This window comes from Roseobacter sp. TSBP12 (assembly GCF_009129705.1).
Classification (GTDB): domain Bacteria; phylum Pseudomonadota; class Alphaproteobacteria; order Rhodobacterales; family Rhodobacteraceae; genus Celeribacter; species Celeribacter baekdonensis_A.
In genome coordinates, this window is the sequence record NZ_PYIB01000004.1 from 254,771 (window position 1) to 271,851 (window position 17,081).

The 17,081-nt window shown below is 57.5% G+C and carries 15 protein-coding genes and 2 pseudogenes; 10 read left to right on the forward strand and 7 right to left on the reverse strand.

Features of this window, described 5'->3' with window-relative positions; all coding sequences use genetic code 11:
* The first annotated feature begins 17 nt into the window (after nucleotides 1-17).
* The 10 genes and pseudogenes from C8029_RS02285 to cysE all read left to right on the forward strand — a co-directional run bounded on the left by C8029_RS02285 (nucleotide 18) and on the right by cysE (nucleotide 9,290).
* Entirely contained in the window at nucleotides 18-431 is a 414-nt protein-coding gene (locus C8029_RS02285; protein WP_009571378.1) for a phage major tail protein, TP901-1 family, read from the forward strand.
* 3 nt (nucleotides 432-434) lie between these two features.
* The gene (locus C8029_RS02290; protein WP_009571377.1) at nucleotides 435-749 is read left to right on the forward strand and encodes a gene transfer agent family protein; all 315 of its coding nucleotides are present in this window, start codon (nucleotides 435-437) and stop codon (nucleotides 747-749) included.
* A gap of 10 nt (nucleotides 750-759) precedes the next feature.
* Nucleotides 760-987, forward strand: coding sequence for a rcc01693 family protein (locus C8029_RS02295; protein WP_009571376.1), 228 nt, complete (start codon nucleotides 760-762; stop codon nucleotides 985-987).
* Nucleotides 980-1,657, forward strand: coding sequence for an RcGTA-type gene transfer agent tail tape measure protein (locus C8029_RS02300; RefSeq protein WP_009571375.1), 678 nt, complete (start codon nucleotides 980-982; stop codon nucleotides 1,655-1,657). The genes C8029_RS02295 and C8029_RS02300 overlap by 8 nt, the downstream gene beginning before the upstream one ends.
* Nucleotides 1,658-1,711: 54 nt before the next feature.
* Nucleotides 1,712-2,344 (forward strand): DUF2460 domain-containing protein, encoded by a 633-nt coding sequence (locus tag C8029_RS02305; protein ID WP_009571374.1) that lies wholly within the window; start codon nucleotides 1,712-1,714, stop codon nucleotides 2,342-2,344.
* A pseudogene (locus tag C8029_RS02310) lies at nucleotides 2,344-3,266 on the forward strand (phage/gene transfer agent baseplate hub protein). Before C8029_RS02305 ends, C8029_RS02310 begins: the two are co-directional and overlap by 1 nt.
* A gap of 4 nt (nucleotides 3,267-3,270) precedes the next feature.
* Nucleotides 3,271-3,711, forward strand: coding sequence for an NlpC/P60 family protein (locus C8029_RS02315; protein ID WP_009571372.1), 441 nt, complete (start codon nucleotides 3,271-3,273; stop codon nucleotides 3,709-3,711).
* Nucleotides 3,711-7,616 carry a baseplate multidomain protein megatron gene (locus tag C8029_RS02320; RefSeq protein ID WP_009571371.1) on the forward strand — a complete coding sequence of 1,302 codons (3,906 nt, stop codon included), beginning with the start codon at nucleotides 3,711-3,713 and terminating at the stop codon, nucleotides 7,614-7,616. The genes C8029_RS02315 and C8029_RS02320 overlap by 1 nt, the downstream gene beginning before the upstream one ends.
* Nucleotides 7,609-8,322 carry a DUF2793 domain-containing protein gene (locus tag C8029_RS02325; protein WP_009571370.1) on the forward strand — a complete coding sequence of 238 codons (714 nt, stop codon included), beginning with the start codon at nucleotides 7,609-7,611 and terminating at the stop codon, nucleotides 8,320-8,322. Before C8029_RS02320 ends, C8029_RS02325 begins: the two co-directional genes overlap by 8 nt.
* A gap of 155 nt (nucleotides 8,323-8,477) precedes the next feature.
* The gene (gene cysE / locus C8029_RS02330) at nucleotides 8,478-9,290 is read left to right on the forward strand and encodes a serine O-acetyltransferase (RefSeq protein ID WP_009571369.1); all 813 of its coding nucleotides are present in this window, start codon (nucleotides 8,478-8,480) and stop codon (nucleotides 9,288-9,290) included.
* A 112-nt stretch (nucleotides 9,291-9,402) separates the two neighbouring features.
* Here the strand turns inward: cysE and C8029_RS02335 are convergent, their stop codons facing one another.
* The 7 genes and pseudogenes from C8029_RS02335 to C8029_RS02365 all read right to left on the reverse strand — a co-directional run bounded on the left by C8029_RS02335 (nucleotide 9,403) and on the right by C8029_RS02365 (nucleotide 16,951).
* Nucleotides 9,403-10,707: a pyruvate dehydrogenase complex dihydrolipoamide acetyltransferase gene (locus tag C8029_RS02335; RefSeq protein WP_009571368.1), complete on the reverse strand. Its 1,305-nt coding sequence runs from the start codon at nucleotides 10,705-10,707 to the stop codon at nucleotides 9,403-9,405.
* 12 nt (nucleotides 10,708-10,719) lie between these two features.
* Nucleotides 10,720-12,093, reverse strand: a complete 1,374-nt coding sequence (locus tag C8029_RS02340) for a pyruvate dehydrogenase complex E1 component subunit beta (protein WP_152002138.1) — start codon at nucleotides 12,091-12,093, stop codon at nucleotides 10,720-10,722.
* Nucleotides 12,094-12,112: 19 nt separating this feature from the next.
* Nucleotides 12,113-13,138, reverse strand: coding sequence for a pyruvate dehydrogenase (acetyl-transferring) E1 component subunit alpha (pdhA, locus tag C8029_RS02345; protein WP_009571366.1), 1,026 nt, complete (start codon nucleotides 13,136-13,138; stop codon nucleotides 12,113-12,115).
* Between the two features lie 254 nt (nucleotides 13,139-13,392).
* Nucleotides 13,393-14,001, reverse strand: a complete 609-nt coding sequence (locus C8029_RS02350; RefSeq protein WP_152002139.1) for a transglycosylase SLT domain-containing protein — start codon at nucleotides 13,999-14,001, stop codon at nucleotides 13,393-13,395.
* 57 nt (nucleotides 14,002-14,058) lie between these two features.
* Entirely contained in the window at nucleotides 14,059-14,361 is a 303-nt protein-coding gene (locus C8029_RS02355; protein WP_152002140.1) for an FtsB family cell division protein, read from the reverse strand.
* 208 nt (nucleotides 14,362-14,569) lie between these two features.
* Nucleotides 14,570-15,462 (reverse strand): annotated as a pseudogene (locus C8029_RS02360) (fructose bisphosphate aldolase).
* Nucleotides 15,463-15,763: 301 nt separating this feature from the next.
* Complete coding sequence (locus C8029_RS02365; protein ID WP_152002141.1) at nucleotides 15,764-16,951, reverse strand: phosphoglycerate kinase; 1,188 nt, start codon at nucleotides 16,949-16,951, stop codon at nucleotides 15,764-15,766.
* Between the last annotated feature and the right edge of the window lie 130 nt (nucleotides 16,952-17,081).

The following is a 17,081-nucleotide window of genomic DNA, read 5'->3' on the forward strand; positions in this document are numbered from 1 at the left end:
AGACGGAGTACACGACCATGGCTGCTCAAAACGGCAAAGACCTTCTCATTAAGCTGGATATGACTGGCTCCGGCTCTTTCGAAACCATTGCGGGGCTGCGGGCGACGCGGATTTCATTCAACGCAGAAAGCGTGGATGTGACCTCGCTGGAAAGTTCCGGCGGTTGGCGAGAACTCCTCGGTGGTGCCGGGGTGAAGAGTGCCACGATTTCGGGTTCTGGTGTGTTTAAGGACCAAAGCACGGATGAACGCGCACGCCAGATTTTCTTTGACGGTGAAGTGCCCAATTTTCAGGTGATCATCCCGAATTTTGGCGTTGTCGAAGGGGCGTTTCAACTGACCTCTATCGAATACGCCGGCTCTTACAATGGCGAGGCCACCTATGAGCTGGCGATGTCATCGGCGGGTCAACTGACCTTTACGGCGGTGTAAGTCATGGCGAACCCCTTTCAAGGTGAAGTGGCGCTGACGCTCGATGGTGAACGTCATGTTCTGAAGCTCACGCTTGGGGCGTTGGCGGAACTCGAGGCGGGTCTGCAGACGGACACGTTGGTGGAGTTGGTCGAGCGCTATGAGGCGGGTCGGTTTTCGTCCGCGGATGTGCTGCGTGTTGTTGTGGCGGGCCTGCGCGGCGGCGGCTGGAAGGGGCGCTATGACGACATTCTGACGGCAGAGATCGAAGGTGGGCCGCTTGAGGCGGCGCGGGTTGGCGCAGAGCTGATCACGCGGGCCTTTATGGTGCCTGGATGAGGGGGGGCAAATGAGCCTGATGACAGATAAGGGGGGGGTCGATTGGCCCGCGCTGATGCGGATCGGCATCCGGGGGCTTGGGTTGAAACCCGATGAGTTCTGGCGGCTGACGCCTGCCGAACTGTTGCTGATGTTGGGCACAGGAAGCAGCACCGCACCGATGGGCCGCACCCGGCTCGATGAATTGGCCAAAGCCTTCCCCGACGAAGGCGCAATGAAAGGGCAAGACGATGGCTGAGATCAACGGCACAGATGTAAATGGCCTTGACGCCTTTGAAGACAAGGTCACGCAGATGGAAAGCGCCATTGGCGGTGCCGAGGCGATGGCGGCGGCATTCAACCAAGAGATGGTTCGGCTTCAGGCAACGGTGGCCGAGACTCAGCGTGAGGTGTCCGCACTTGAGCGCGGGATTTCCCGAGGCTTGAAAAAGGCGATTGATGGCTTGGTGTTTGATGGCGACACGCTGGCACAGGCGCTCAAGGGCGTTGGCACGTCGATGTTGGATGCGGCTTACAATGCGGCATTGAAGCCGGTGACGAGCCATGTGGGTTCGGTGCTGGGCTCCGGGCTTGAGAGTATCATTCGGGGCCTAATGCCGTTTGAAAAGGGCGAGGCTTTTGCACAGGGCAATGTGATGCCCTTTGCCAAGGGCGGCGTTGTGTCCAGCCCGACTTATTTCCCGATGCGCGGCGGCACGGGTCTTATGGGCGAAGCGGGAGCGGAGGCGATCATGCCACTGACGCGCGGGGCCAATGGTAAATTGGGCGTTCAGGCATCAGGGTCAAGCAGCCCAGTCAATGTCACGATGAATATCACCACGCCGGATGTCGAAGGTTTTCGGCGCAGTCAAAGCCAAGTGGCGGCGCAGCTCAGCCGTGCGCTGGGCCGTGGTCAACGCAATCAATAACGCAATACGGGCCGGGACCGGCCTCAACCGCCATTCGAATGGAGGGGAACACCTATGGGTTTTCATGATGTGAGATTTCCGGCGAACCTGAGCTTTGGGTCCGTTGGGGGACCAGAACGGCGCACCGATGTTGTGACGTTGGCAAACGGCTTTGAAGAACGCAACACCCCATGGGCACACTCCCGTCGGCGGTACGACGCGGGGCTTGGGATGCGGTCCTTGGATGATATCGAATTGCTCATCGCGTTTTTTGAGGCGCGGCAAGGGCAACTCTACGGGTTTCGATGGAAAGACTGGTCGGATTACAAGACATGTCGGGCCTCTGCGGCCGTCGGATTTGAGGATCAGATTGTCGCCTATGGCGATGGCGAAACCACGCAATTCCAACTCACCAAGAGCTATCAGTCAGGGGACGCGGTTTATGTCCGTCCGCTGAAGAAGCCGGTGTTGGGAACGGTTAAAGCGGGTGTGCAAGGTCAGGAGCTTTTTGAAGCGATTGATTGGGAGGTAGATACCTTGACGGGGATCATTACCTTTACCACTCCGCCAGCGGAGAACGCGGTCGTGAGTGCCGGGTATGAGTTTGACGTGCCTGTACGGTTCGACACCAACCGGATCGCGACCTCTGTGGCGTCATTTCAGGCCGGAGAAGTGCCCAATGTGCCGATTGTGGAGGTGCGAGTCTGATGGCTTTTCCAGAAAATTTGCAAACACATTTGGCCAGTGGGACGACGACGCTGTGTCGCGCTTGGGTGCTGGTGCGTCGCGATGGTGAGACCTATGGATTTACCGATCATGACAATGATCTGAGTTTCGACGGGTTTGTTTTTAAAGCGGATACGGGTCTTACGGCCAATGCGCTTGAGCAATCCACGGGTCTGTCGGTTGACAACACTGAGGCGCTGGGCGCGTTGAGTTCGGCCTCGGTACAAGAAAGTGACATTCGGGCTGGGCGCTTTGATGGCGCTCTGGTGCGCTCTTGGCTTGTGAACTGGGCCGACGTGGATCAGCGTGTGCTGTTGTTTAAAGGGACATTTGGCGAGATTACACGGGTGTCCGGCGGTTTTCGTGCGGAACTACGGGGTTTGACCGAAGAGCTCAACCAGCCACAAGGGCGGGTCTATCAACCCGGTTGTTCGGCGGTTTTGGGCGCAGAAGGCTGTGGGTTTAACCTCAATCAGCCGGGGTATTTTGCCGAAGTTGCGGTAGAACGCGTTGAAAAAGGGAAGTTATTTTCGTTTTCTACGTTCGAGGGATTTGATGACCGTTGGTTTGAACGCGGGCGTTGAGTGTTCAAACGGGTGCTGCCGCGAACCTTGTGGGGGTGATCAAAAATGATCGCCTGTCGGCGGATGGGCGGACAATCGAACTCTGGGAAGAGCTCAGAGCCGAGGTCGCGCCCGGAGACCTCATTCGGATTGAGGCAGGATGTGATCGGCGCGCGGCGACATGTCGGTTGAAGTTTGACAACTTTCTAAACTTTCGCGGGTTTCCGCATATTCCGGGCGAAGACTGGCTGGCCAGCTATCCGATCCAAGGCAAAACCAACGATGGTGGCAGCCGCAGGTCGATTTTTGGTGACCCAAGCACTCCGGTTTTTGGGGGCTAGAATGATGGATATGACGATTGCAGATCGTGCCCGTAGCTGGCTTGGAACGCCCTATCGGCATCAGGCCTCTTGCAAAGGGGCGGGGACGGATTGTCTTGGGCTATTGCGTGGAATTTGGCGCGAGGTCTATGGCGAAGAGCCTGAAATGATCCCGCCCTACACGAAAGATTGGAGTGAGCCGCAGAACGAAGAGCGGCTTTTGGATGCAGCTCAACAGCACCTCATTGCCAAGCCGGTGAGCGAGATGGCCGCAGGTGATGTGCTTTTGTTTCGAATGCGCGATGGAGCGGTGGCCAAGCATCTTGGCATCGTCGGAAGGGTGGGCGAAAGCCCCTCATTCATTCATGCCTATTCCGGTCACGGCGTCGTTGAGAATGCTCTGAGCACACCATGGCGCAGGCGTGTTGTGGCCTGTTTTGCATTCCCACTTAAGGGAGATAAGTAATGGCAACTATTGTACTTTCAGCCGCAGGCGCGGCGATTGGGGCCTCCGTTGGCGGAGGTGTATTGGGCTTGTCTTCTGTGGTCATTGGTCGTGCGATCGGGGCCACACTTGGGCGTGCGATTGACCAGCGACTTATGGGCGCGGGAAGCCAGACCGTGGAAACCGGTCGGGTGGAACGGTTCCGTCTGACGGGTGCCTCCGAGGGAGCGCCTGTTGCGCAGATTTACGGGCGAATGCGCGTAGGTGGACAGGTGATTTGGGCGACCGAATTTCAGGAGAATGTTGCCACATCGGGCGGTGGGGGCAAAGGGACTCCAAGCGCTCCGACAGTCAAGCAGTATAGCTATTCGGTGTCTTTGGCGGTTGCCCTATGTGAAGGTGAAATTTCTCGTGTGGGCCGGGTCTGGGCCGATGGCACTGAGATTGATGTCAGCACGTTGAATATGCGCGTTTACGCAGGTACGGAAAATCAGTTGCCAGATCCCAAGATGGAAGCGGTGGAAGGGACGGGCGACGTGCCCGCATATCGCGGCATTGCTTATGTTGTGCTTGAAGACGTTGATTTGACGCCATTTGGCAACCGGGTGCCGCAGTTTACGTTTGAGGTGATGCGTCCAGATCAGGCCGAGGGGCAAAAGAGCGATTTGACCCATTTGATCGAAGCCGTCGCGATGATCCCTGGGACGGGGGAATACGCGTTGGCGACGACGCCTGTGTATTTGCAAGGCGGCGCGGGGGATGTCTCAGCGTCCAACGTCAATTCCGCCTCAGGTCAACCCGATTTCACAACCTCTTTGACGGCAATGTCGCAGGAGTTGAAATCCTGTCGATCGACGTCGCTTGTGGTGTCTTGGTTCGGGGATGATTTGCGCTGCGGATTCTGTCAACTACAGCCGAAGGTAGAGCAAGCGGAGGCGGATGCGTCGAACATGCCATGGTCTGTGTCTGGGGTGTCGCGTGGCTCTGCAAGCCTCGTGCCGCGTGATGCTGATGATCGGTCTGTATATGGCGGGACGCCGACAGACCAGTCCGTGGTTCAGGCCATTCATGCGCTGCATGATGCGGGGCAGGAGGTTGTGTTTTATCCATTTATTCTGATGGATCAGCTTTCAGGCAATGGCTTGGTTGATCCGTGGACGGGAGAGCTTGAACAGCCGACACTGCCTTGGCGGGGGCGCATTACCACGTCTTTGGCTCCCGGCATTTTGGGGACCACAGATGGCACTGCCTCCGCAGATGCCGAGGTTGCCGCCTTTTTGGGGACCGCACAGGCAACGGATTTTACAGCCTCCGGATCAACCGTGTCTTACACGGGGCCAGCCGAGTTTTCGTATCGTCGGATGATCCTGCATTACGCTCATCTGTGTGCGCTGGCAGGTGGGGTTGAGGCATTTTGTATCGGCTCAGAGATGCGGTCTCTGACGCGTATTCGTGGTGCGGCTGGTTTCCCTGCCGTTGACGCCTTGGTCCAGCTTGCCGCAGACGTGCGCGGTATCCTTGGAACACAATGTAAGATTGGCTATGCGGCGGATTGGTCTGAATATTTCGGTCATCAAGCGGAGGGTAATCTTTATTACAATCTTGATCCTCTTTGGGCCGATGCAAACATCGACTTTATCGGGATCGACAATTATATGCCGCTGTCGGATTGGCGCGATGGCGACGATCATGCTGACGCGGGTTATGGAGCGATCTATAACCTCGAGTATCTCAAAGCCAACATTGAAGGCGGTGAGGGGTATGATTGGTATTATGCGTTTGACGAGCACGACAAGGCACAGATCCGCACCCCGATTGTAGATGGCACTTACGGTGAAGATTGGGTCTGGCGCTACAAAGACATTCGGGGCTGGTGGCAGAACGATCATCACGAACGGGTCGGCGGTGTGCGCAATGAGACATCCACGGCCTGGGTGCCTGGGTCCAAGCCGATTTGGTTTACTGAAATGGGCTGTGCCGCGATTGATAAGGCGACCAATCAACCCAACAAGTTTTTGGATGCTAAATCGTCGGAAAGCGCACTCCCAAAGTACTCTTCCGGGGGGCGAGATGATTTCATTCAGCTTCAGTATGTCCGGGCGATGACGGAATACTGGAAAGATGAGAGCCATAACCCGATGTCAGACATTTATGGTGGCCCAATGATCGACATGAGCCGGGCCCATGTTTGGGCTTGGGACGGACGACCATATCCGGCTTTTCCGGCTGTCGCCTCCGTTTGGAGTGATGGTGACAATTACGCCAGAGGACATTGGTTGAACGGTCGCAGCACGTCGCGATCTTTGGCTGATGTTGTTACAGAAATCTGTGCGCGTTCAGGTGTTTATGAACTTGACGTGAGTGAGCTATGGGGCGTTTTGCGTGGCTATAGCGTCAGCGACATCTCGGGGGCCCGCTCTGCGTTGCAGCCGCTTATGTTGGCCTTTGGCTTTGAGGCCATCGAACGCGAAGGTCGGCTGATTTTCCGATCTCGCGATGGCAAAGCAAAGGTCGCGCTGAGCGAAGATCAAATGGCGGTCTCCGATGAGTTGGACGGGGTTCTGGAACGGACCCGTGCCCCAGAAGCGGAAGTGGCGGGACGGGTTAAGCTGACCTTTGTCGATGCGGACGGGGATTATGCTGCCCGCGCCGAAGAGGCTATGTTTCCGGATGAGCAAAGCCGGCTTGTGTCCCAATCTGAATTGCCTTTGGCTCTCACGCGCTCAGAGGGGCGGCAGGTTGTGGAACGATGGTTGGCAGAATCGCGGGTGGCGCGAGATACGGCCCGATTTTCGCTCCCTCCATCGCTGTTTTCTTATGGGGCTGGTGATGTGATCACCGTGACCACGGAGGACGGCGCGTTGCGGTATCGGGTCGATCATGCCACATTTGGTGATCTACAACAGATCGAAGCGGTGCGGGTCGAGCAAGAAATCTATGTGCCCTCTGATGCGGTTGAAGACATCATTGAGGCCAAGCCGTTTGCGGCCCCTGTGCCGGTCTATCCGTTGTTCTTGGATCTTCCGCTTTTGACCGGGGATGAAACGCCTCATGCGCCGCATGTTGCGGTCACGGCAAACCCCTGGCCGGGGTCTGCAGCGGTCTATGGCTCTGCATCAGACAGTGGCTATGAGTTGAACACGTTATTGCCAACTTGGGCCACCATTGGTGTGACGCAAACGGCGCTTGAGAGTGCGGAGCCTGCGGTTTGGGATCGGGGGGCGGCTTTGCGGGTCAAGCTGACCAAAGGAGAGCTGGCCTCGGTCGGCCTCATTGATGTTCTGAATGGTGCCAATGTCGCCGCGATTGGCGATGGATCGTCTGGCAATTGGGAAGTGTTCCAGTTTGCCACTGCAGAATTGGTTGCGCCGCAAACCTACGATCTGTCGTTGCGCTTGCGTGGACAGGTGGGGACCGATGGATTGATGGCAAGCTGGCCTGCAGGATCTCGCTTTGTCCTGTTGAACTCGGCGCTTCGACAAATCGACATTGCCCAATCGGCTCGTGGCCTCGCGCGTCATTACCGCATAGGCCCGTCACAACGCGGCTATGACGATCCAAGCTATCAGCATTTGGTCGAAGCCTTCGATGGGATCGGCCTGCGCCCCTACGCTCCGGCGCATCTCAAAGCCCAGATGGCCCTCTCGGGCGACACAGAACTGACTTGGGTGCGGCGCACACGGATCGACGGGGACAGTTGGCAATCGGTCGACGTGCCGCTTGGCGAGGCCTCCGAGCTTTATGTTGTGCGGGTCGTTCAGGGCGGGTCCATTCTGCGCGCAAGCGTCGTGGCGGCCCCAAATTGGAGCTACTCCGTTAGCCAGAAAACCAGCGACGGCGTGACCGGCGCGTATGAAATCCATGTTGCCCAGATGTCTGAGAGTTTCGGACCGGGCCTCTTCCAAAGGATTGAGATCAATGAGTGACACATCCCGCTTTGAATTGCCGCTGCTGCAAGCGTCACAAGCGCAAAAACATGTAACCGTAAACGAGGCGCTGACCCGGATCGACGGGTTGCTGCAACTCACGCTCCAATCGGTCACCCTCAACACACCACCGCTGACCCCGCAAGAAGGGGAGGCCTACGGGGTGGGGGCGGCTGCTGTGAATGAGTGGGCTGGGCAGGAGGGCGCGATTGCGCTTTACGTTAACGGCGGCTGGGCTTTTGTACCCGCCAGCTTGGGGATGCGGGCCTATGTTGCCGATCAAAACGGTTGGGCGGGGCACGATGGGGCCGGTTGGGTGCTCGGGATGCAGACTCTTTCCGCGCATGGGGCGGGGATGATCTCAAAGGTGATTGAGGTAGATCATGTGCTCTCTGCCGGGCCGACGTCCAATGCCGCCTACGCTATTCCGGGGCAATCCGTTGTGTACGGCGTCACCGGCCGTGTACTGGCCGATATTACGGGGTCGGGCCTCTCTGGGTTCTCTTTGGGTGTTTCCGGGTCCACCAACCGCTATGGTTCCGGCCTGTCGCCCGCTCAAGGCAGTTGGTTGCGTGGCCTCACTGGGACACCTTTGACCTATTATTCCAGTGAAGATCTTATCCTCACGGCTGAAGGCGGGGATTTCACGTCTGGAACGCTCCGTCTGGCCATCCACTGTTTGCAGTTCACGCTGCCCTCTGAATAATTTATCTCTCAACACATTCTATACCCCGTGCCGTTCCCGGCGCGGGGCTTTTTGTGTTTGCGCACCTTAAATTCACATTGTTTCCCCCGATCGCACTCTTGCTCTTTTGAAATCAGGCCTATCTATAGTAAGCTCTCTCAAAAGAGGAAAAGCGCATGGCCAAAACACGCACTCACCTGTCCAAACTCGACCCGGTTTGGACCCAAATCGTTTCCGAGGCCCGTCAGGCCGTGGATGCTGAGCCCCTGTTGGGCGGGATGGTGCATGCCTGTATCCTTCACCATGAAACGCTTGAGGCCGCTTTGGCCTATCGTATCGCGCAAAAAATGGCCTCTGCGGAAATGTCAGAACAGCTTATTCGCGAAATCGCTGATGCCGCCTATGCCGCAGACCCGTCCTTGGCCGAATCCGCACGTGCCGATATTTCCGCCGTTTATGAGCGCGACCCGGCGTGTCACCGCTACATCCAACCTTTGCTTTATTTCAAAGGGTTCCAAGCCATTCAGGCTCACCGCGTCGCCAATTGGCTCTGGCGCGAAGGTCGTCGTGATCTGGCCTATTTCTTCCAAATGCGCATGTCGGAGCAATTCTCCGTCGACATCCACCCCGCTTGCCGGATCGGCAAGGGTCTGTTCCTTGATCACGCCCATTCTCTGGTCTTTGGCGAAACTGCCGTCATTGGTGACAATGTCTCGATCCTGCATGACGTGACCTTGGGTGGCACTGGCAAAGAGGACGAAGACCGTCATCCGAAAATTGGTGATGGCGTCCTGATCGGGGCTGGGGCCAAGGTGCTTGGCAATATCAAAATCGGCTGCTGCTCGCGCATCGCTGCCGGTTCCGTTGTCTTGGCCAACGTGCCACCCGCCACCACGGTTGCGGGCGTTCCGGCCAAAGTTGTGGGCGAGGCGGGCTGTTCGCAACCCTCGGTGTCGATGAACCAACTCATCGGCGCGCGCGATAAATAAATTTTATTCAATCCATAATAAAAATGCCCCACTGGACATGTCCGGCGGGGCGTTTTTGTATGCCATTAAGGTGTCGTAAATGCGCGGCGAAATACCTTCGCCGCGCGTTCTCTTACGCCAGCATCGCCACCGGATTCTCCAGATTATCAACGATGGCTTTGAGCAAGTTCGCTCCCAAAGCGCCGTCAATCACCCGGTGATCCACGGACATCGTCACGCTCATCACCGTTGCAACCGTCAACTCGCCATCATCCCCTACAACCGGCTTTTTCACACCCGCGCCGACGGCCAAGATGCCCGCGTGCGGCGGGTTCACGATGGCGTCGAAATTGTCGATGCCGAACATACCGAGGTTGGAGATTGCGAACGATCCCCCTTGGTACTCATGGGGTGCGAGCTTGCGGTCGCGTGCGCGGTGGGCGAGGTCTTTCATCTCTTTCGAGAGCGTTGAGAGTGACTTCATGTCCGAGTCCCTGAGCACCGGCGTGAACAGCCCGCCCTCAATCGCCACAGCCACGGCCACATCGGATGATTTCATCTGCAACACACGGTCACCGGCCCACACTGCGTTGGCCTCTGGGACCTCTTGCAGCGCATTGGCGACGGCTTTGATGATGAAATCATTGACCGAAAGTTTCACACCCTTGCCGGTGAGCTGATGGTTCAACTCAGCACGGAATTTCAACAGCGCGTCGAGTTTGATGTCGCGGCGCAGGTAGAAATGCGGGATGGTTTGTTTCGCTTCGGTCAAACGCGCGGCAATGGTTTTGCGCATGCCATCGAGTTTGATTTCCTCATACGCGCGATCCGCGTACATTTTCGCAACCATATCTGCGGTCGGACCCGTTGGGGCCGCTTTCGCAGGGGCGGCCTCGGAGGTCGCGGCGGCTTTCGGAGCCTCCGCTTTCGGTGCGGCCGTGGCGTTTTCGACATCGGCTTTCACGATCCGGCCTTTCGGGCCAGAGCCGCTCATGGTGGCCAGGTCGAGACCCTTTTGCGCCGCAATCCGACGCGCCAAAGGTGAGGCAAAGATGCGCTCGCCAGACGCCGCAACCGGAGCTGCCGGGGCTGGGGTCGCAGCGCTGGCCTCTGCCTTCGAAGCCTCAGCCGGAGCCGCTTCAGCTGTCGCAGGGGCGGGAGCCGCCCCCATGTTGTCCATCGCAGAGGCGTCTTCGCCCTCTTCCAACAGGATCGCGATGGCCGCGTTGACCTTCACACCCTCGGTGCCTTCCGCCACAAGGATCTTGCCGATGACACCTTCGTCCACCGCCTCGAATTCCATCGTCGCCTTGTCGGTTTCGATCTCCGCGATCACATCGCCAGAAGAGATCGTGTCACCCTCTTTGACCAACCATTTCGCCAAAGTGCCTTCCTCCATCGTCGGAGACAGCGCGGGCATAAGTAGTTCAATTGCCATTGTCTTTTCTCCTTAACGGTAGGTGACGTCTTTGACGGCCTGGATCACGTCAGCCGTGGTCACAAGCGCGAGTTTTTCCAAATTGGCGGCGTAGGGCATGGGCACATCTTTGCCCGCACAGGTGATCACCGGTGCGTCGAGATAATCAAACGCCTTTTGCATGATCACCGAGGAGATGTGGTTGCCGATGGAGCCGACCGGGAAGCCTTCTTCAACGGTCACACAGCGGTTGGTTTTCATCACAGAGGCAATCACCGTGTCATAGTCGATCGGGCGCAGGGTGCGCAGGTCGATGACCTCCGCGGAAATGCCCTCTTCGGCCAGTTTGTCCGCCGCTTCCAAGGCATAGGTCATGCCGATGCCGAAGGAGACGATGGTCACATCCGTGCCCTCGCGCCAAATCCGCGCCTTGCCGAACGGGATGGTGAAATCGTCCATCACGGGCACTTCAAACGACTTCCCATACAGGATTTCGTTTTCGAGGAAGATCACCGGGTTCGGATCGCGGATCGCGGTTTTCATCAAGCCTTTGTAGTCGGCTGCCGAGTAAGGCATGACCACTTTCAGACCCGGAATATGCGCATACCATGCGGCATAACATTGCGAGTGCTGCGCGCCCACACGGGCCGCCGCGCCGTTCGGCCCCCGGAACACCATCGGTGCGCCCATCTGGCCGCCAGACATATAAAGCGTCTTGGCGGCAGAGTTGATCAGGTGGTCGATCGCCTGCATGGCAAAGTTAAAGGTCATGAATTCAACGATCGGACGCAAACCACCAAAGGCCGCCCCGGTCGCGATTCCGGCAAAGCCATGCTCGGTGATCGGTGTGTCGATGATGCGTTTCGGACCAAATTCGTCCAACATGCCTTGGGAGATTTTATAGGCGCCTTGATATTCGGCCACCTCTTCGCCCATCAGGAACACGCTGTCGTCGCGGCGCATCTCTTCGGACATGGCGTCGCGCAATGCTTCGCGCACCGTTTGTTGTTTCATCTCGGTGCCCGCCGGGTAATCCGGTTCGACCGCTTTCGACACAATCGGTGCGGCGGCTTTGGCGGCCGCTTTGGCCGGGGCAGGGGCCGCGGCCTCAACCGCTGCCGCCTCTTCAGCCGGGGCCGAGGCGGACAGGTTGGAGGCGTCTTCGCCCTCTTCAATGATAATCGCGATGGGGGTGTTCACTTTCACGCCCTCCGTGCCTTCCGCGATCAGGAGTTTCCCCATGATCCCTTCGTCCACGGCTTCGAATTCCATCGTCGCCTTGTCGGTTTCAATTTCCGCGATAATGTCACCGGAGGACACGGTGTCCCCCTCTTTGACGAGCCATTTCGCAAGCGTGCCTTCCTCCATGGTCGGAGACAGCGCGGGCATCAGCAGTTCGGTAGCCATTGTCGTCTATCCTCCCAAATCAGGCGTCGTGCTGCGGAATTTCATCCGCATAAATGTCAGTCCAAAGCTCGCTCAGCGCCGGTTCCGGGCTTTCTTTCGCGAACTCAGCAGAGGCGTTCACCACCGCTTTGATGTCTTTGTCGATGGCTTTGAGATCGTCTTCCGTGGCGTGGTTGCCGGTCAAAAGAATGGACCGCACGGCCTCGATCGGATCGCGCTCTTCGCGCATCTTCTGGACCTCTTCGCGGGTCCGGTATTTCGCCGGGTCGGACATCGAGTGGCCGCGGTAGCGATAGGTTTTGACCTCAAGGATGTAGGGGCCTTTACCCGCGCGACAATGCGCCGTGGCCCGCTCTGAGGCCTCTTTGACTGCCAAAACATCCATGCCGTCGACTTCTTCGCCTTCGATTCCATAGGCGGCGCCACGTCCCCAATAGCTCGGCGATTTGGTCGAGCGTTGGGTCGAGGTGCCCATGGCGTATTGGTTGTTTTCGATGACGAAAATCACCGGCAAGTCCCAAATTTCAGCCATGTTATAGGTCTCGGCAACCTGACCTTGGTTCGCCGCGCCATCACCGAAATAGGCAAAGGTCACATTGTCATTGCCTTTGTATTTGTCGGAAAAGGCCAAACCCGCACCCAGCGGCACCTGTGCGCCGACAATGCCGTGGCCGCCATAAAAATGCTTCTCTTTCGAGAACATATGCATGGAGCCGCCTTTGCCTTTGGAATAACCACCCTCACGCCCGGTCAATTCGGCCATCACGCCTTTCGGGTCCATGCCGCAAGCCAACATATGCCCATGGTCGCGATACGAGGTGATGCGTTTGTCACCCTCTTTGGCGGCGGCCTCAAGCCCAACCACAACCGCCTCTTGGCCGATGTAGAGGTGACAAAAGCCGCCGATCAGGCCCATGCCATACAATTGGCCGGCCTTTTCTTCAAAACGGCGAATAAGAAGCATATCCTTGTAATAGGCGAGCAATTCGTCTTTCGAGACGTTCGCTTTGCTCGCCGGCGTGGATGCTGATTTCCGGGTTGCCATATGGCCTCCTCCTCCAAAGTCCGACATATAAAGTGGTCTGCGTGACATCCGCGTGACGAATGCTGTGCAAGGCGCCCACACCCCTCAAAGAAGCGCGGTCCTTTTCCGCTTTTCCCGATGAGGAAAAGGCGTAAAAGGGTTTAGTTTAGTATTAAACTATATAATACAGACGCAACGTCACGAATGCACGGGTTTTTTGAGTTGCAATTTGGGACGCAGCTATGCGTTTGGGGAATAGCTTTGATCCGACGCCCTTAACGACAGCTGATAAGCTGTGCCTCATAGCGCGCGGCCCGTGCGGCCACCCCATCCGCCACATTCAACAACCACGTCTTGCCATTATGCGACCCGCGGCGATAGCCCGTGCGGCCCTCGTGATAGGCCAGATAGCTGTTGCGGGCGTCCGTGTTCGCGATCCCTAGGGCGGCATTGTTGGTCGAGACATACCAGCCGATGAAATCGGTGGCGTCGCGGATGTTGCTGCGGCTGGCACCGGCGCGCCCCGGCCCGTTGCGGTAGTCGTCCCAGGTGCCGTCGAGCGCCTGAGCATAGCCGCGCGCCGAGCTGGCCCGGCCTTTCGGGATGATGAGCAGCACATAGCGTTTCGGCGGGCGGGCCGTCGCGCGGAAGGTGGATTCTTGATAAATCAGCGCCATTTGTACCGGAATTGAGACGCCCCACTTGCGTTCCGATGCTTTGAGCGCCTGTTGGTAATGCGGGCGTTCTTTGAAAATGGAGCAAGCGTTTTCGGGGTCCCGTGGTGGGTTTCCGCCGCCGCTGCACGCCATGAGCGCGCCAAGCAAAAGACCCGCAAAACCTAATTTGGAACGGCGCGTCAGGCGGGTCGGGAAAATGGCTTTCATATCGGGACTCGTTTTGCTCGTGTGTCCTTGGTGATCCGCCTTGGGCCTTGTGCGGCCTTAGCGAATGACGATCTCATCCGAACGCAGGTATCCCAAAATATCGCGCGCCTGTTCGTCCAGAAGGTCAAGGTCAAGATAGCTGTCTGACAGGCGCATCGCCTTGTTGCGCATCACCGCCAACTCTTCGTCAAGTTGGCCGCTCACCGTCTGCAAACTCGACAATTCAGCCTCGATCTGCAGACGGCGAAAAAGTCCGTACTCACCCTGCACGGAGGCAAAAGTGAAATAGCCACCCAAGGTGACAATCACGCCGGTGTACAAAAGCACGGCCAGCGACGGACGTTTGCGCGGATGAGCCATGATAGGCTTCTTACCTTTGTATGATAGGTGCTTTTGGCACCTGTACTGCCTCAAACGGGCCACCTCTTTGGTCGGGTCGCTCCGTAACTCTCTTATGACACAAGTGATTCGCTCTGTGAATCCCAAAAACGAATCATCGGCAGAAAAAAGCTCTCAAAAACAAAGCGCCCCAGAATGGAGCGCTTTGCCGTCTTGTCATAGGGCTGGCTTAGCCTGCGATGGAGGCCGCGTGGATGCTGTCCACGGCGGCCTGTAACATGGCGTCAAATTCCGCGTCGGTTTGTTTGGCGTTCAACCCTTCGGACAGAGCGCGCGAGAAGGACGCGATCATGCCGGTGTTTTGGCTCAGGATGGCGTTGGCGTCGTCGCGGGAATAGCCGCCGGACAATGCCACAACCTTCAAAACGCGCGGGTGATCGACCAGCGGTTTGTAGAAATTCGCAACACTGGGCAGTGACAGTTTCAACATCACTTTTTTGCGTTCATCCAAAGCGTCCAGATGGGTCAAAATCTCGTCGCGCAGGATCGCTTCGGCCTCGGCCTTGTCCGCAATGGTGATCGTCACTTCCGGCTCAAGGATCGGCATCAGGCCCGCCGCAATCACTTGCTCGCCGATCTCAAACTGCTGATCCACGACTGCTTTGATCCCCACCGGGTTGGCGGCATTGATCACGGAGCGCTCTTTGGTGCCAAACACGCCCAATTTGAACGCGCGGGCCAAAAGATCGTCCAAACCCGGCATCGGCTTCATCAATTGAACGCCGTTTTCTTCGGCCTCAAGCCCTTTGTCGATTTTCAAAAACGGCACAACGCCCTTTTCTTCCCAAAGGTAATGCGAGGTCGGTTTGCCCGCCACATCGCGGTCCATCGTCATTTCAAACAGGATCGCACCGATCACTTTGTCGCCGGTAAAGGCCGGAGATTGCATGATCCGCGAGCGCATCGCATGCACCGCGTCAAACATTTCGCTTCGCCGTTATAATCGCTTTCCTCAACGCCATAGAGTTTCAGCGCCTTGGGTGTCGAGCCACCCGATTGATCCAGTGCTGCAATAAAGCCTTGGCCTTCGCTCATCTTGGCGGTCATTTGTTCAATAGACATCTGTATCCTCTTTTGGCTCACTCGTTGCTCACATGACCCCTCATCAAGGGGAGGCTGCGCGTCTTGCTCCGGGTTACCGTGCCCAGCGATTTGCCGCAATCGTGGTGGCGCTAACATTTTGGATGATTGCGCTCACGGCCCCATCGCGTGACACGCTAGGCGGTTTTGCAGGCACGGGATTTGATTTGGAGCAACAGACGGCCACATAGCCGCCATTCGATTTCGCGATAGCACCCAAAATAGAAAAGGCCCACGCGGGGATCATCCGAGAGGGCCTTTCCATGTGTTGAAAGCAGCGCATTTAACCGAGCGCCACAACCCCCGGAAGCGCTTTGCCTTCCATCCACTCAAGGAACGCACCGCCTGCGGTCGAAATATAGGTGAACCCATCGGCAGAGCCTGCCATGTTGATCGCCGACACCGTGTCGCCACCACCCGCCACTGAAATCAGCTTGCCGGCTTTGGTTTGTGTCTCAATCTCCGTCAGCATAGCAAAGGTGCCGGTGTGGAACGGCGTCAATTCGAACACACCCAACGGGCCGTTCATGATCAATGTTTTCGCCTCATCAATGATCTCGATGATGCGTTTGACCGAGGCCGGTCCGGCGTCAAAAATCATCGCATCGCTCGGGCATTCGGTCACCGGGACGACTTCGTTTGCCGCATTGGCTTTGAATTCGCGCGCCACGACCACGTCGATTGGCAACACGATCTCACAGCCCGCCTCATCGGCCTTTTTCACGATCTCAAGCGCGGTTTCCGCCAGATCATGTTCGCACAGGGATTTGCCGACATCGACACCCTCTGCGGCCAAGAATGTGTTGGCCATGCCGCCGCCGATGATCAGATAATCGACCTTGCGCACCAGATTTCCCAAAAGATCCAGTTTGGTCGACACTTTCGCCCCACCGACCACCGCCACGACCGGGCGCTCCGGTGTCGCCAAAGCGGCCTCAAGCGCGGAAAGCTCCGCCTGCATCAACCGACCGGCGCAGCAGGGCAGCAGTTTCGCCAAGGCTTCGGTCGAAGCATGCGCGCGGTGCGCCGCTGAGAAGGCGTCATTGACATAGACATCGCCCAGAGCGGCCAAGGAGGCGGCGAATTTCGGGTCGTTTTGGGTCTCACCTTCATGGAATCGGGTGTTCTCAAGCAACAGCACCTCACCAGCCTGAAGCTCGGCCACGGCGGTTTTCGCCGGTGCGCCAATGCAGTCGCTGGCAAATTTCACCGGCACGCCCAAGATCTTGGCCACCGCTTCCGTGATCAACCCAAGGCTCATCTCGGGGACAACCTGACCTTTCGGGCGACCAAAATGCGCCATCAAGACGGGTTTGCCGCCTTGGGCCAAAATATCGTCGATCGTCGGTTTGATCCGCTCAATCCGGGTGGCGTCGGTGACATGGCCCGCCTCAAAGGGGACGTTGATGTCCACCCGTGTGAGCACCACTTTGCCGTCCAAATCCATGTCGTCGAGGGTTTTCCATGCCATGTTTGCGTCCTTTCGGGGAGGTTGCAGCATCTTTGGCCCTTGTTTGCGCTTTAGACACGCTTTCGTCAACTCCGGGCTGCCCCTCTGTGCGCGCTTGCCTCTTTCCCTCGCGCGCGTGCCGCTTTAGAGT

Bases quoted from the DNA above. Each gene is read 5' to 3' on its own strand.
- C8029_RS02300 (WP_009571375.1), top strand. From the start codon at position 980: ATGGCTGAGATCAACGGCACAGATGTAAATGGCCTTGACGCCTTTGAA.
- C8029_RS02365 (WP_152002141.1), bottom strand. From the start codon at position 16,951: ATGGCATGGAAAACCCTCGACGACATGGATTTGGACGGCAAAGTGGTG.
- cysE (WP_009571369.1), top strand. From the start codon at position 8,478: ATGGCCAAAACACGCACTCACCTGTCCAAACTCGACCCGGTTTGGACC.
- C8029_RS02355 (WP_152002140.1), bottom strand. From the start codon at position 14,361: ATGGCTCATCCGCGCAAACGTCCGTCGCTGGCCGTGCTTTTGTACACC.
- C8029_RS02295 (WP_009571376.1), top strand. From the start codon at position 760: ATGAGCCTGATGACAGATAAGGGGGGGGTCGATTGGCCCGCGCTGATG.
- C8029_RS02350 (WP_152002139.1), bottom strand. From the start codon at position 14,001: ATGAAAGCCATTTTCCCGACCCGCCTGACGCGCCGTTCCAAATTAGGT.
- C8029_RS02290 (WP_009571377.1), top strand. From the start codon at position 435: ATGGCGAACCCCTTTCAAGGTGAAGTGGCGCTGACGCTCGATGGTGAA.
- C8029_RS02335 (WP_009571368.1), bottom strand. From the start codon at position 10,707: ATGGCAATTGAACTACTTATGCCCGCGCTGTCTCCGACGATGGAGGAA.
- C8029_RS02285 (WP_009571378.1), top strand. From the start codon at position 18: ATGGCTGCTCAAAACGGCAAAGACCTTCTCATTAAGCTGGATATGACT.
- C8029_RS02320 (WP_009571371.1), top strand. From the start codon at position 3,711: ATGGCAACTATTGTACTTTCAGCCGCAGGCGCGGCGATTGGGGCCTCC.
- C8029_RS02325 (WP_009571370.1), top strand. From the start codon at position 7,609: ATGAGTGACACATCCCGCTTTGAATTGCCGCTGCTGCAAGCGTCACAA.
- C8029_RS02315 (WP_009571372.1), top strand. From the start codon at position 3,271: ATGGATATGACGATTGCAGATCGTGCCCGTAGCTGGCTTGGAACGCCC.
- pdhA (WP_009571366.1), bottom strand. From the start codon at position 13,138: ATGGCAACCCGGAAATCAGCATCCACGCCGGCGAGCAAAGCGAACGTC.
- C8029_RS02305 (WP_009571374.1), top strand. From the start codon at position 1,712: ATGGGTTTTCATGATGTGAGATTTCCGGCGAACCTGAGCTTTGGGTCC.
- C8029_RS02340 (WP_152002138.1), bottom strand. From the start codon at position 12,093: ATGGCTACCGAACTGCTGATGCCCGCGCTGTCTCCGACCATGGAGGAA.